This is a genomic window from Stenotrophomonas sp. FR024, from assembly GCF_047500745.2.
Taxonomy (GTDB): Bacteria; Pseudomonadota; Gammaproteobacteria; order Xanthomonadales; family Xanthomonadaceae; genus Stenotrophomonas; species Stenotrophomonas maltophilia_A.
Window position 1 is genome coordinate 11,835 of the sequence record NZ_JAXAXM020000019.1, and the last position, 12,464, is coordinate 24,298.

15 protein-coding genes and 2 tRNA genes are annotated in these 12,464 nt (G+C 65.9%); 12 read left to right on the forward strand and 5 right to left on the reverse strand.

Features of this window, described 5'->3' with window-relative positions; translation table 11 throughout:
* Positions 1 to 298 precede the first annotated feature (298 nt).
* Positions 299 to 1,324: an NADPH-dependent curcumin/dihydrocurcumin reductase gene (curA, locus tag ACMZ91_RS17855; RefSeq protein ID WP_149909447.1), complete on the reverse strand. Its 1,026-nt coding sequence runs from the start codon at positions 1,322 to 1,324 to the stop codon at positions 299 to 301.
* A gap of 336 nt (positions 1,325 to 1,660) precedes the next feature.
* Here curA and ACMZ91_RS17860 point away from each other — a divergent pair.
* The 8 genes from ACMZ91_RS17860 (at position 1,661) to dxs (ending at position 8,890) form a co-directional block, all read left to right on the forward strand.
* Positions 1,661 to 1,736 (forward strand) — tRNA-Phe (locus ACMZ91_RS17860).
* Between the two features lie 73 nt (positions 1,737 to 1,809).
* Positions 1,810 to 1,885, forward strand: a tRNA-Phe gene (locus ACMZ91_RS17865).
* Positions 1,886 to 1,984: 99 nt separating this feature from the next.
* Entirely contained in the window at positions 1,985 to 2,560 is a 576-nt protein-coding gene (locus ACMZ91_RS17870) for a hypothetical protein (RefSeq protein WP_414578620.1), read from the forward strand.
* A 96-nt stretch (positions 2,561 to 2,656) separates the two neighbouring features.
* Positions 2,657 to 3,208, forward strand: a complete 552-nt coding sequence (locus tag ACMZ91_RS17875; RefSeq protein WP_414578621.1) for a lipocalin family protein — start codon at positions 2,657 to 2,659, stop codon at positions 3,206 to 3,208.
* 162 nt (positions 3,209 to 3,370) lie between these two features.
* The gene (locus tag ACMZ91_RS17880) at positions 3,371 to 3,847 is read left to right on the forward strand and encodes an LEA/WHy family protein (RefSeq protein ID WP_049401709.1); all 477 of its coding nucleotides are present in this window, start codon (positions 3,371 to 3,373) and stop codon (positions 3,845 to 3,847) included.
* Between the two features lie 65 nt (positions 3,848 to 3,912).
* Positions 3,913 to 5,703, forward strand: coding sequence for an acyl-CoA dehydrogenase C-terminal domain-containing protein (locus ACMZ91_RS17885; RefSeq protein ID WP_414578623.1), 1,791 nt, complete (start codon positions 3,913 to 3,915; stop codon positions 5,701 to 5,703).
* Positions 5,704 to 6,211: 508 nt separating this feature from the next.
* Positions 6,212 to 6,877, forward strand: a complete 666-nt coding sequence (locus ACMZ91_RS17890; protein ID WP_019336875.1) for an HNH endonuclease — start codon at positions 6,212 to 6,214, stop codon at positions 6,875 to 6,877.
* A 105-nt stretch (positions 6,878 to 6,982) separates the two neighbouring features.
* Positions 6,983 to 8,890 carry a 1-deoxy-D-xylulose-5-phosphate synthase gene (gene dxs, locus ACMZ91_RS17895; RefSeq protein WP_049462121.1) on the forward strand — a complete coding sequence of 636 codons (1,908 nt, stop codon included), beginning with the start codon at positions 6,983 to 6,985 and terminating at the stop codon, positions 8,888 to 8,890.
* Positions 8,891 to 9,042: 152 nt separating this feature from the next.
* On the opposite strand, the gene ACMZ91_RS17900 is transcribed toward dxs, so the two are convergent.
* The 3 genes from ACMZ91_RS17900 to ACMZ91_RS17910 form a co-directional block, all read right to left on the reverse strand.
* The gene (locus ACMZ91_RS17900) at positions 9,043 to 9,246 is read right to left on the reverse strand and encodes a hypothetical protein (RefSeq protein WP_005417823.1); all 204 of its coding nucleotides are present in this window, start codon (positions 9,244 to 9,246) and stop codon (positions 9,043 to 9,045) included.
* A 166-nt stretch (positions 9,247 to 9,412) separates the two neighbouring features.
* The gene (locus ACMZ91_RS17905; protein ID WP_049401711.1) at positions 9,413 to 9,976 is read right to left on the reverse strand and encodes a DUF3011 domain-containing protein; all 564 of its coding nucleotides are present in this window, start codon (positions 9,974 to 9,976) and stop codon (positions 9,413 to 9,415) included.
* Between the two features lie 132 nt (positions 9,977 to 10,108).
* On the reverse strand, positions 10,109 to 10,315 hold the full coding sequence (locus ACMZ91_RS17910; RefSeq protein WP_049423877.1) for a hypothetical protein: 207 nt from the start codon (positions 10,313 to 10,315) through the stop codon (positions 10,109 to 10,111).
* Positions 10,316 to 10,719: 404 nt separating this feature from the next.
* On the opposite strand from ACMZ91_RS17910, the gene ACMZ91_RS17915 reads away from it, so the two are divergent.
* From ACMZ91_RS17915 to ACMZ91_RS17930, 4 genes are all read left to right on the forward strand, one after another.
* A complete protein-coding gene (locus ACMZ91_RS17915) occupies positions 10,720 to 11,004 on the forward strand; it encodes a hypothetical protein (protein ID WP_414578005.1) in 285 nt (94 codons plus the stop codon).
* A gap of 12 nt (positions 11,005 to 11,016) precedes the next feature.
* The gene (locus tag ACMZ91_RS17920; protein ID WP_049423874.1) at positions 11,017 to 11,250 is read left to right on the forward strand and encodes a DUF1653 domain-containing protein; all 234 of its coding nucleotides are present in this window, start codon (positions 11,017 to 11,019) and stop codon (positions 11,248 to 11,250) included.
* 86 nt (positions 11,251 to 11,336) lie between these two features.
* The gene (locus ACMZ91_RS17925) at positions 11,337 to 11,909 is read left to right on the forward strand and encodes a TetR/AcrR family transcriptional regulator (protein ID WP_049401207.1); all 573 of its coding nucleotides are present in this window, start codon (positions 11,337 to 11,339) and stop codon (positions 11,907 to 11,909) included.
* A gap of 13 nt (positions 11,910 to 11,922) precedes the next feature.
* The gene (locus ACMZ91_RS17930; protein WP_049462119.1) at positions 11,923 to 12,255 is read left to right on the forward strand and encodes an SMR family transporter; all 333 of its coding nucleotides are present in this window, start codon (positions 11,923 to 11,925) and stop codon (positions 12,253 to 12,255) included.
* 22 nt (positions 12,256 to 12,277) lie between these two features.
* Here the strand turns inward: ACMZ91_RS17930 and ACMZ91_RS17935 are convergent, their stop codons facing one another.
* On the reverse strand, positions 12,278 to 12,451 hold the full coding sequence (locus ACMZ91_RS17935) for a DUF1328 domain-containing protein (RefSeq protein ID WP_006380555.1): 174 nt from the start codon (positions 12,449 to 12,451) through the stop codon (positions 12,278 to 12,280).
* Positions 12,452 to 12,464: the final 13 nt, after the last annotated feature.

Consider the following 12,464-nt stretch of genomic DNA (forward strand, 5'->3'; position numbering starts at 1 on the left):
TCAGCTTCCCGTAGCTGCCGACCTTGGTCGGCACACTCAGCTTCCCGTAGCTGCCGACCTTGGTCGGCACACCCAGCTTCCCGTAGCTGCCGACCTTGGTCGGCACACCCAGCTTCCCGTAGCTGCCGACCTTGGTCGGCACACTCAGCCTCCCGTAGCTGCCGACCTTGGTCGGCACACTCAGCTTCCCGTAGCTGCCGACCTTGGTCGGCACACCCAGCTTCCCGTAGCTGCCGACCTTGGTCGGCACACCCAGCTTCCCGTAGGTGCCGACCTTGGTCGGCACACCGCCAAGGCCTCAATCCAGCTTCACCACCAGCTTGCCGAAGTTGCGCCCCTGCAACAGCCCGAAGAACGCCTCCGGCGCATTCTCCAACCCTTCCACCACATCCTCGCGGTACTGGATGCGGCCGTCGCGCAGCCACTGCGGCATCTCGCGTTCGAACTCCGGCCACAGGTGGTTGAAGTCGTGCACGATGAAACCACGCACGGTCAGGCGCTGGCGCAGGATCTGGCTGAACAGTGCGGGCAACCGGTCCGGGCCGGGCTGCTCGACGCCCCGCTCGTTGTAGGTGGCGATGGTGCCGCACACCGGAATGCGGGCGAAGTCGTTGAGCAGCGGCAGCACTGCATCCAGCACGTGCCCGCCTACGTTCTCGAAATACACGTCGATACCCCTGGGCACCGCCGCACGCAGCTGCGCGGCGAAATCAGCGGCGCGATGATCCAGCGCCACGTCCACGCCCAGCGTCTGCAGATAGGCACGCTTGGCTTCGCCGCCGGCGATGGCGACCACGCGCGCGCCCTGCAGCTTGGCCAGCTGGGCCACGGTCGCGCCCACCGGCCCGGTCGCGGCAGCCACGACCAGCGTCTCGCCCGGCTTCAAACGGGCGATTTCATGCAGGCTGGAATAGGCGGTGAAGCCGGGCATGCCATACACGCCCAGCGCGGTATTCAGCGGCAGTCCGGCCGGGTCCAGGCGGCGCCCCAGTGCCCTGGCCGGCAGCACCGCGTGGGTCTGCCAGCCACCCGGCGCCAGCACCAGCTCACCTGCGGCTACGCCCTCGGCGTTGGACTGCAGCACCTCGGCCACGGTCTGCCCTTCCATCACCGCGCCCACCGCCACCGGCGCGGCATACGAGGGGCCCTCGTCCATGCGCCCACGCATGTACGGGTCCAGCGACAGGTAGCGGTTGCGCAGCAGCACCTCGCCCGGCCCGGGCGCCGGCAGCGTGGCCTGCTCCAGACGGAAATTGCCGGCGGTCGGTGCGCCCTGTGGACGCGAGGCGAGCACGATGCGGGAGGTGGTCGAGGAATCGGACATGGCCAGGTCTCTGCTGTTGCCAGCATCAGGAGAAAGGAGTGCCGACACTACGCCGCAGCGATCCCCGATGGTGGCCACGAAAACAGCGTTCCATTGCCCGGACCGGCGCGGGTCCGGCACGGCCCTTGCCCTTGCAGCATTGGCGCTTGCGGCGACCTGCTGATTTCCATCGCAGACGATTATCGACTGGCCACGCCCCGCCCCAGAACGGAGGATCAAGCACTTGCGAGCGCGCAGACGGCAATGTGAAGAAATCTTGGCAAAACGCTTGCCGAAGGCAGCCGACCTCCGTAATATACGCGTCCTTGGCAGCGACCTCGCTGCAACGAAAAATGTGGCCGAGTAGCTCAGTTGGTAGAGCAGGGGATTGAAAATCCCCGTGTCGGCGGTTCGATTCCGTCTTCGGCCACCACTTTCGAAGGCCTGCAGAAATGCGGGTCTTTTTTTTCCGGAAACCGGGTTTGATCACGGTTGCCACACAATTTGGCCGAGTAGCTCAGTTGGTAGAGCAGGGGATTGAAAATCCCCGTGTCGGCGGTTCGATTCCGTCTTCGGCCACCATCTTCAGAGACCTGCAGAAATGCAGGTCTTTTTTTTGCGCGACCGTGCCTGCCGTCTCTGTAGTACCGTCCTTGGTTCACTGCATGGAGCACTGATGACATGGATGACACCCCTTCCCTGTCCCAACTACAGCAATCGCTGCGTCGCCTGCAATGGGTGGTTGCCGGGCTGTCCGTATTGTTGCTTGGCTTGGCCGCAGTCACGGCCTGGCTGCTTTCGCAGCGCGATGCCCCATTACACGTCGATCATTTGAGCACGCGGCAGCTGCAGGTACTCGACGAGCACGGCGTGGTACGGGTGGAGATTGGCCAGGACAGCGTAGAAGAAGGGCGACGAAGCCGCGCTGCCGGCATCCTGATTTTCGACGCTTCCGGCGCCGAGCGAGGCGGCCTGAGCACGTTCGAGGACAACAGCGTCGCTCTTGCTCTGGACGCCCCGAAGGGACAGGGCGAGGACCGGTGGCGGGACCGGGCCGGACTCCGTGTGGACGCCGACGGCTCCGCGCAACTGCTGCTGACCGACAATCTGACCCGCGGCGCAGTACGCCTGCATTCCAAGGGAACTGGCGGCGGAGGGCTGGACACCTTCAAATGGGATATGAGCAGCGGCACGTTGCATACGCGGACACTTACCTTTGACGGCGACGAGCGCAGTCAACGCCCGTTCGAGCAGTAGCCCCAACTGACGACGGCAATGGTGCCGGCGCATGGAACCTTTACACGCGCCCGTGGCCGCTCGCCTAAGCTCAGGACTCCTGCCTGGAGCCTGCCGATGCCTATGCGCCCCGCCCTGCTCGCCTGCTTGCTGCTGGCCGCCTCCCCGGTGATCGCCGCCGAACCGGTGCGCGCAGTCGACACGCTGGACATTGATCGCTACGCAGGCCAGTGGCACGAGATCGCGCATCTTCCGGTGTCGTTCCAGAAGCAGTGCGTCGGCGAGATCACCGCCAACTACGGGCTGCGCCGCGATGGCCGCATCAGTGTCACCAATGCCTGCCGCAACGGCGACGGAGAACGCGTGGTTGCTGAAGGCGTTGCACGCCCGGTTGCCGGCCATCCCGGCCAGTTGCAGGTGCGCTTCGTGCCGGACTGGCTGAGCTGGGTGCCGCTGGTCTGGGCCGACTACTGGGTCCTGGCACTGGACCCGGACTATCAGTGGGCGTTGGTCGGTGAGCCGGACCGTAAGTACCTGTGGATCCTCTCGCGCCTGCCGGAAATGGATCGCACCCGGTTCGAACAGTTGAAAGAGAAAGCCGAGACGATGGGCTACGACCTCGGCCCACTGCGCCTGATGGCTCCGATTCGCGATACGCCCGCCGACTGAACCGCGTCGTATCCGGCGCACCACGCGCGCGCCATCCGGCGCCGCGCACGCCCGGCCGCCATCTTCACGCGCTACCCTCTGCGACGGGTCGCCACAGGCGATCCAAACGACCATACGCCGTAGTATGCTTATCCAACGCACCCCTCCAGAGGACCTGCGCCCATGCTCCACCGCTTCCGTATCGCCTTGATCGTCCTGTGCACCCTCGCCCTTGTTGCCTGCAACAACGGCATCGTCAAGCGTGTTTCGGAACCGGCGGCCAGCCTGCAGCAGCTGACCGTGCGCGCCGACGGCAACTGGACCGTAGCCCTGCGCCTGCAGAACTACAGCTCCATGCCCATGACCTTCGATGACGTCGCGCTGGCGCTGACCGTCGGCGACAGCGACGCCGGCACCCTGCAGGCCAAGCCGGGCATTTCCATCGGCGGCACCTCGGCCGACGTCATCCAGGTCGATCTGGTGCCCAGCTCGGCCGCACGCCTGGTGGTGGCCGATGCGCTGGCCAGCAACCGCACCCTGGCCTATGGCCTGAAGGGAACGGTGGCAGCAACGCCGCAGGAAAAGAAGCAGCGCAGCTTCGACATCAGCAGCCGCAGCACCCTCAACCAGGCCCCGGGCCTGCCGGGCGTGCTGCGCTGACTCCCGCTTTCCGCCGCGGCGCCCGGCGCCGCTCCCCCTGTCCCTGATCAAATCGAGACGTACCGATGAGCAGCTACACCGCCCCGCTTTCCGACCTCCGTTTCGCCCTGCACGATGTGCTCAAGGTCGAACCCCTGTTCGCCCGCCTGGGCTTCACCGACGCCACCGCCGACGTGGTCGATGCCGTGCTGGAAGAAGCCGGCCGCTTCAGCGCCACCGTGCTGGCCCCGCTCAACAGCGTCGGCGACGAGATCGGCTGCGTGCTCGACCAGGCCACCGGTGAAGTGACCACCCCGCCCGGCTTCAAGCAGGCCTACGACCAGTTCGTCGATGGCGGCTGGACCGGCCTGACCGCGTCGCCGGAGCTGGGCGGCCAGGGCCTGCCGCACACCCTGGGCGTGCCGCTCAACGAGATGATCAACGCCGCCAACCTGGCGTGGGGCAACTTCCCGCTGCTCTCGCACGGCGCCATCGAAGCGCTGAAGCAGCACGGCGAGGCCTGGCAGCACGAGGCCTTCCTGAAGCCGCTGATCGAGGGCCGCTGGACCGGCACCATGTGCCTGACCGAGCCGCACTGCGGCACCGACCTGGGCCTGCTCAAGACCAAGGCCGAGCCGAATGCCGATGGCAGCTACTCGATCACCGGCACCAAGATCTTCATCACTGCCGGCGAGCACGACCTGACCGGCAACATCGTGCACCTGGTGCTGGCCAAGCTGCCCGACGCCCCTCCGGGTGCCAAGGGCATCTCGCTGTTCGTCACCCCGAAGTTCAAGGTCGACCGCGAAGGCAACGTCGGCGAGCGCAACGCACTGCGCTGCGGCTCGATCGAGCACAAGATGGGCATCAAGGGGTCGGTCACCTGCGTGATGAACTTCGATGGTGCGCAGGGCTACCTGGTCGGCCAGCCGCACAAGGGCCTGCAGGCCATGTTCACCATGATGAACACCGCGCGCCTGGGCGTCGGCCTGCAGGGCATCGGCCTGTCCGAGCGCGCCTACCAGAACGCACTGAAGTACAGCCGTGAGCGCCTGCAGTCGCGCGCCCTGAGCGGCGCAAAGTTCCCGGACAAGCCGGCCGACCCGATCCTGGTCCATCCGGATGTGCGCCGTATGCTGCTGACGGTGAAGTCACTGGTCGAAGGCAGCCGTCTGCTGGCACTGCACGCGGCCACCCTGATCGACGTCGCCCACCACGCCGACGATGCCGCCGAGCGTGAGCGCGCCGACACCCTGGTGAGCTTCCTGACCCCGATCTCCAAGGCCTGCCAGACCGAATGGGGCATCGAGAACACCTACAACGCCCTGCAGTGCTTCGGTGGCCACGGCTACATCCGCGAACACGGCATGGAGCAGCTGGCCCGCGATGCGCGCATCACCACGCTGTATGAAGGCACCACCGGCATCCAGGCGCTGGACCTGATCGGCCGCAAGACCGCGTCCAGCCAGGGCGCCGGCCTGAAGCTGATGCTGGCCGAGATCGAGGCGTTCGCCAAGGCCAACGAGGGCAACGAAGCGCTGGCCGAGTTCATCGGCCCGCTGCGCGCCAAGGCCGCCGAATGGGGCAAGCTGACCATGGATGTGCTGCAGCGTTCGGCTTCCAATCCGGACGAACTCGGCGCGGCCAGCTACGACTACCTGTTCTATTCGGGTTACGTGGTGCTGGCTTACTGGTGGGCCCGCAGCGTGGCCGCCGCCGATGCCAGCGCGCACGGCGCCGCTTTCGCTCAGGGCAAGCGCGAGACCGCACGGTTCTACTTCGCCCGCGTGCTGCCGCGCACCCTCGCCCACGCCGCCGCGATCCAGGCCGGCGCCGCCCCGCTGATGGCGATGGACGACGAGCGCTTCGGCGCCTGAGCCGGGCGGCGCCCGGCACCCGCGGTAGTGCCGGCCGCTGGCCGGCAACCGCAACAGCAACAGCAACGGCAAGAGCGGGCTTCCTGCTGGGTGGCGAGGTGGGTCCAATTGCGGGGGACGCTGCAAGTACGTCCATGTAAGCTCGGTCGCCGCATCCATGCGGCTCACGCCCCCGCAACCGGACCCACCCCGCCCTCGACAGATTTCTGCTGCTGGTAGGTGTCGACCTTGGTCGACACCGTAGATCCACGCCATGCGTGGATGGAAACCACCGAAATCCATCTGGAGAAAAGCCCCCTTTTGTTAAAGGGGGCGCGCCGACAGGCGCGGGGATTAGGAAGAATGCGCGGGCAACCCAGCGCGCCAACGGCGGGCTGGGTTGCTAAAGGGGGCGCACCGACAGGTGCGGGGGATAGGAGGAATGCGTGGACCTGAATCATTGCGATTTGGGCATCGCCCTCGGGGCGATACACAAATCGTCAACATTCAGGTATAAGCTGTTCTCCCGATGGAGACAGACACTACACGCTTGGGTCTGATCGAAGCCGGAGCTCCGTTTTCTGCTCCGGGCGCCGAAGCATCGCCCAACGCCACGACGCTGCATCGCCCCGGTTCGGTCCGGCTGCTCTCGCTTGATGCCCACGGACGCGTACTGGACTGGATCACCTGGCAGGATGCGGCGTGCCTCTACGCCCGCGAAGCCGTCGCCTGGACACTCGGCGATCCCTGCCTGCACATCCACGGCGGTACCAACCGCTTCAGCGGACTGCAGAGCGGCATGGACCTGCACCCGATCATCGCCGCCCGCGGCCACGCCCGCTCCCGCGCGATCGACCCCACGCCGAACCTGACCAACCCGGCCCTGTTCGCCCGCGACGCACACCTGTGCATGTACTGCGGCCAGCAGTTCAACCGCCCCACGCTCACCCGCGACCACGTCATGCCGCTGTCCAAGGGTGGCCTGGACTGCTGGGAAAACGTGGTCACCGCCTGCTTCCACTGCAACTCGCGCAAGAGCGACCGCACCCCGCAGCAGGCCGGAATGCCGTTGCTGGCGGTGCCTTACCGGCCCAGCTGGATCGAGCATCTGATCCTGTCCAACCGCAACATCCTGGCCGACCAGATGGCCTTCCTGAAGGCGCAATTGCCCAAGCGGTCAAAACTGAGCACCTGAATCGCTGAAAATGCAACCCTCACCGTCCTGTCACGGGCGGCGGCGTTTGCTTGCCCCACCCCCGTTTGAGGGCGAAAATGGGCGTTCAGAACAAGTGCGAACATGATGATCGACTCTGCCCGCTATCCCCGCCTCGCGCGCATCCAGACACCGGATGACCTGCGCACGTTCGACGAATCCGAATTGAGGGCGGTCGCCGACGAACTGCGCGCCTACCTCATCGAGTCGGTGGGCAAGAGCGGCGGCCACTTCGCCGCCGGCCTGGGCGTGATCGAACTCACCGTGGCGCTGCACTACCTGTACCAGACTCCGCAGGACCAGCTGGTCTGGGACGTCGGTCACCAGACCTACCCGCACAAGATCCTGACCGGTCGCCGCGACGAGATCCACACCGTCAAGCAGAAGGACGGCGTCGCGCCGTTCCCGAAGCGCGAAGAGAGCGAGTACGACACCTTCGGCGTCGGCCACTCCTCGACCTCGATCTCGGCCGCACTCGGCATGGCCATCGCCCGCCAGTCCGAAGGCGACAACCGCCAGGTCGTTGCAGTGATCGGTGATGGCGCAATGACCGCCGGCATGGCGTTCGAAGCGCTGATGCACGCCGGTGGCATGGAGCCCGAGCCGAACCTGCTGGTGATCCTCAACGACAACAACATGTCGATCTCCGAGGCGGTCGGCGGTCTGACCAAGATGCTCGGCCGCGCCACCGGCAGCCGCACGCTCAATGCGCTGCGCGAAGGCGGCAAGAAGATCCTCGGCGACAAGAAGAACAACCCGGCGCGCTTCGTGAAGCGCTGGGAAGAACACTGGAAGGGCATGTTCGTGCCGTCCACGATGTTCGAGGAAATGGGCTTCCACTACACCGGTCCGATCGACGGCCACGACATGCCGGCCCTGCTGTCCACGCTGAAGACGCTGCGCGCCTCCAAGGGCCCGAAGCTGCTGCACGTGATGACCACCAAGGGCAAGGGCTACGAGCCGGCCGAAGGCGACCAGATCGGTTACCACGCCGTCGGCCCGTTCGATCCGGACAAGGGCCTGGTGGCCAAGGCCGGTGCCAAGAAGCCGACCTACACCGATGTGTTCAGCGACTGGCTGTGCGATGCCGCCGCTGCCGAGCCACGCCTGTACGGCATCACCCCGGCGATGCGCGAAGGCTCCGGCCTGGTGCGTTTCAGCAAGGAATATCCGCAACGCTATTTCGACGTGGCAATTGCCGAGCAGCACGCGGTCACCCTCGCCGCCGGCATGGCCACCCAGGGCGGCAAGCCGGTGGTGGCGATCTACTCGACCTTCCTGCAGCGCGCGTACGACCAGCTGGTGCATGACGTGGCCATCCAGGACCTGGACGTGCTGTTCGCGATCGACCGCGCCGGCGTGGTCGGCCCGGACGGCGCGACCCATGCCGGCAACCTCGACCTGAGTTTCCTGCGCTGCGTGCCGAACCTGGTGGTGATGGCTCCGTCCAATGAAGCCGAGTGCCGGCAGATGCTCAGCACTGGCCTGCAGCACCCGGGCCCGGCCGCCGTGCGCTATCCGCGCGGCACCGGCACCGGCGTTGCCGCCGGCACCGACCTGTCGACCCTGCCGATCGGCAAGGGCGAGCTGCGCCTGCAGGGCAGCCGCGTGGCACTGCTGGCCTTTGGCAGCACCGTGGCCGCCGCCGAACAGGTCGGGCGCGAACTGGGCCTGAGCGTGGTCAACATGCGCTTCATCAAGCCGCTGGACCGCGAGCTGGTGCTGGCCGTGGCCGCCCAGCACGAGGGCCTGGTCACAATCGAAGACAACGTGGTGGCCGGCGGCGCCGGCTCCGGCGTCGGCGAACTGCTCAACGCCGAAGGCGTATTGCGCCCGATCCTGCACCTGGGCCTGCCCGACAGTTACCAGCACCACGCCAGCCGTGAGGACCTGCTGGCCGAAGCCGGTATCGATGCGGCGGGCATCCGCGCGGCGGTGCTCAAGCGCTGGCCGCAGCTGGCTGCCGGGACCCCGCCGCTCAGCGCGGCAGGCTGAGGCCGGTCACCACCAGTAGATCCACGCATGGCGTGGATCTACTGCGGAACAGGGGTCGATCCACGCCATGCGTGGAGACAGATGCAAAGTAGATCCACGCCGTGCGTGGCTAGCGGGCTCCGGAACGATGATCTGGCCGGAAACCCCAACCCTCAGCCGTAGCTGACCGCTTCCACGAACGCACCGCTGGCCTCCACCCGCACCGCAGCGCGCTGCCCGGTGTCGACGAAGTGGAGGCGTGCAAGGGTTTCAGCGAAATCGTAGGCCCGGGCACCATCGCGGAACTCGATCGGTTCCGGCCGGTCCGGGTGCAGCACGCGCCATTGGCGTTGCTCGCATTGCAGGCGGATCAACATGCAGCTCACTCCTTGAGGCAGCGTATCGACGGTGGCGGGACGGGCGTGCCGGTTTCGGCAGACTTCATCGCGACGGATCAGGGGCACGCAGGGTGCCCTGATCACAGAAGATACGACGTTCAAAATGTGAGCTGTATCAGATTATTCTGATTTTCGATGGGCGAGCTCAATTCACCTGGAACTGCGCCCGGCAGCCGTCGCTGACCCAGATGCCACGACGGTTCCAGCCCCAGGTCTGGCCCTCGATGCAGGCGCTGCGTGAATCCTGACGCACCAGGCGCACACCACGACGGATGCGGGCATCACAGTACTCCTGGCGGTGGCCGTTGGAATGGCAGGTGATCACCTCACCCCCGCCCCAGCCATTGCCACCGTTGCCCCAGCCGTTGCCATGGCCACCACCCCAGCCACCGCCACGGCGGTACTCGCCAACGAACTCGGCACGGCAGCCCTGGGTGACCCACACACCGTAGCGCGATTGCCCCCAGGTCTCGCCTTCCACGCACGGCGAACCGGACAACTGGCGGATCATCCGGGCACGGCCTTCCAGACGGCATTCATTGCTGCGGTTCTTGATCGATTCGCAGCGGACGATGCCGCCGCCATCACGACCGCCATAGCGATCATCGTCATAACCGTAGCCATAGCTCTGCGCCTGCGCGCCGCCTGCGGCCGCCAGCATCGGCAGCAGCGTGCAGGCCAGGGTGCGCCAGGTGAGTGCCTTGCCCATCGGAATCTCCGGATGAATACGATGGCGCAAGCATCCGGGATTCGTGGCGCGGCGCACAGGGGGTCGCACCACGGCGGTTTTTTCCCCATTCAAACAACTCAACCGTGGCTGACTGCGCCTCGGCCGGTGGCGTCACTCCCCGATATGGAGCGCATCCACGGTGCTGCCGAGCGCCTCGACCCGGACCGTGCTGCGCTGGCCGGTGCGACGATGGTGCTCGAGGGCCAGCGCAGCGGCCGCGTCGAAGGCATCGGCACCGCGGGCGTAACGGGTGGCGTCACCCGCCTTCGGATGCAACACGGACCAGTGCCGGGCAGTGCATTGGACAGTAAAGACCATGAGAAGCTCCTGCGGAAGGAAAGAGGCGGTGACAGGCGGCAGGGCCACGTGCCAGTACACCCTCAGGCTATCGATCGCGTCGGAGATGGCCCATCAGATTTGTACGAAAATGCCTCAGGATTCGGTCGGGCGCTTCCCAACCCTCACATCCCTGAGGCTGTTTAGTGAAGGCGTTCCGTGACCCTTGTCACGGAGTTGACGGAGCTTCACACTACCGTCACCAACAGGGGCCCCTTCCACATGCGCACCTTCTTCTCGCAGCAGCGCTGGACGCTGCTGAAGTTCTATTTCGTGGCCAGCTATCTGGTGCTGATTGAAGAGCTGATCCGCGCCGCCATGCACTGAGCGCTTGCTGGAGGGCTATTTGCGACAGACACTGTCGCTTTAGGCACGGAGCCCGCCCGATGAAAGCGCTTCTTCTGATTCCAGTCCTGCTGGTGCTGACCGCGTGCGCCAACCAGCACGACGCCGCCGCACGTGCCGATGCGGCGCCCACCTCGTCTGCGGTACCGAAGGTGGGCGGCGATCGCGATGCCCACGGATGCATTGGTTCGGCCGGCTACCAGTGGTGCGAGCACAACCAGCGTTGCGAACGCCCGTGGGAACTGGCACAGGCACAGGGCCTGGCCAATACCGCCGAGGCCATCGATGCCTACTGCGCGAAGCCGACCAGCCCGGCACGCAAGTGAGGCTCGCACCCCATGGCTGAGCTGAGCCCGCTACCCACCCTGGCCCCGGGTCGCTACCGCCACTTCAAGGGCGGCGAGTACGAAGTGCTCGATATCGTCCGCAGCAGCGAGACGCTGGAGCCACTGGTGCTGTATCGCGCGCTCTATGGCGAAGGCGGCCTGTGGGTGCGCCCGTATGCCATGTTCGTCGAACAGGTACCGGGCGAACACGGACCGCAGCCGCGTTTCGCCCGCATCGACGCATGACGGTTCCGCTGCCGGCCCTGGCCGGCAGCGCGGTGACACCACGGGCCTGCGTTACAATCGTACCGTCCAGTCGGTTTCTTCCCGCCATGTCCGCATCCCCCTCCCGTTCGCGCCGCAAGGCGCCCGACAGCGTGCGCCAGTCACTGCTGCAGGCCACCATTGAAGTGATCGGCCGTAATGGCCTGGCCGCGCTGACCGTGCAGGACGTCGCACAGGCCGCCGGTGTCAGCAAGGGTGCGCTGTTCCATCATTTCAGCAGCAAGCAGGCACTGGTGGATGAAGCCATCGGAGCGCTCATCGGCGAATTCGAAGCGCGGGTGCGTGCCCTGCTGCAGGAAAACCCCGAAGGGCATGGCCGTTTCAGCCGCGCCTATGTGCAGGCCAATTTCGAGCATCTGCTGCAGCAGGAACAGGACAACGACATCGGCCTGACCCTGGGCAACCTGATGGAACCAGCCCTGCTCGCGCATTGGCGTACTTGGAAGCGTGCGATGCTGGCCGAGTTCGCCGGCGAAGCCAACGATCCGCGACTGTATGCGGCGCGCTGCGCTGCCGATGGCTACTGGGCCACGGCCTATGGGCGTCCGCTGGACGAGGAAGAACGCGCCAACGCATTGGCGATGGCCGAACAGGCCCTGAAACTATGCGACCCGCAGTGAGCAGGAGCGCTCAATGAATCCCTATCTCTACCTTGCCGCTGCCATCGTGCTGGAAGTAATTGCCACGTCGCTGCTGAAGGCATCCGACGGCATGAGCCGGCTGGCGCCGACACTGGGCGCGCTGGTCGGCTATGGACTGTGCTTCTACCTGCTGTCGGTGACCATGAAATCGATACCGACCGGCATTGCCTACGCCATCTGGTCCGGCGTCGGCATCGTGCTGATCTCGTTGATCGGGCTGGTGGTGTTCAAGCAGCGCCTGGATGCACCGGCGTTGATCGGCATCGGCCTGATCTGTGCTGGCGTACTGGTGATCAATCTGTTCTCGCGCAGCAGCGCACACTGAGTACGCTGCTGCGCGATCAACGCTAGCTGACCTTCTTCGCTACGGTCATGCCGAGCAGGAACAGCACCACGGCGATGATGATGCCGGCCCAGAACAGGAACTTGGCGATGCCGACCGCGGCGCCGGCAATGCCGCCGAAGCCGAGCACGCCCGCAATGACGCCGATGATGGCGAAGATGATGGCCCACTTGATCATGTCAAACCTTTCC

Bases quoted from the DNA above. Each gene is read 5' to 3' on its own strand.
- curA (WP_149909447.1), bottom strand. From the start codon at position 1,324: ATGTCCGATTCCTCGACCACCTCCCGCATCGTGCTCGCCTCGCGTCCA.
- ACMZ91_RS17870 (WP_414578620.1), top strand. From the start codon at position 1,985: ATGGATGACACCCCTTCCCTGTCCCAACTACAGCAATCGCTGCGTCGC.
- ACMZ91_RS17875 (WP_414578621.1), top strand. From the start codon at position 2,657: ATGCCTATGCGCCCCGCCCTGCTCGCCTGCTTGCTGCTGGCCGCCTCC.
- ACMZ91_RS17880 (WP_049401709.1), top strand. From the start codon at position 3,371: ATGCTCCACCGCTTCCGTATCGCCTTGATCGTCCTGTGCACCCTCGCC.
- ACMZ91_RS17885 (WP_414578623.1), top strand. From the start codon at position 3,913: ATGAGCAGCTACACCGCCCCGCTTTCCGACCTCCGTTTCGCCCTGCAC.
- ACMZ91_RS17890 (WP_019336875.1), top strand. From the start codon at position 6,212: ATGGAGACAGACACTACACGCTTGGGTCTGATCGAAGCCGGAGCTCCG.
- dxs (WP_049462121.1), top strand. From the start codon at position 6,983: ATGATCGACTCTGCCCGCTATCCCCGCCTCGCGCGCATCCAGACACCG.
- ACMZ91_RS17900 (WP_005417823.1), bottom strand. From the start codon at position 9,246: ATGTTGATCCGCCTGCAATGCGAGCAACGCCAATGGCGCGTGCTGCAC.
- ACMZ91_RS17905 (WP_049401711.1), bottom strand. From the start codon at position 9,976: ATGGGCAAGGCACTCACCTGGCGCACCCTGGCCTGCACGCTGCTGCCG.
- ACMZ91_RS17910 (WP_049423877.1), bottom strand. From the start codon at position 10,315: ATGGTCTTTACTGTCCAATGCACTGCCCGGCACTGGTCCGTGTTGCAT.
- ACMZ91_RS17915 (WP_414578005.1), top strand. From the start codon at position 10,720: ATGAAAGCGCTTCTTCTGATTCCAGTCCTGCTGGTGCTGACCGCGTGC.
- ACMZ91_RS17920 (WP_049423874.1), top strand. From the start codon at position 11,017: ATGGCTGAGCTGAGCCCGCTACCCACCCTGGCCCCGGGTCGCTACCGC.
- ACMZ91_RS17925 (WP_049401207.1), top strand. From the start codon at position 11,337: ATGTCCGCATCCCCCTCCCGTTCGCGCCGCAAGGCGCCCGACAGCGTG.
- ACMZ91_RS17930 (WP_049462119.1), top strand. From the start codon at position 11,923: ATGAATCCCTATCTCTACCTTGCCGCTGCCATCGTGCTGGAAGTAATT.
- ACMZ91_RS17935 (WP_006380555.1), bottom strand. From the start codon at position 12,451: ATGATCAAGTGGGCCATCATCTTCGCCATCATCGGCGTCATTGCGGGC.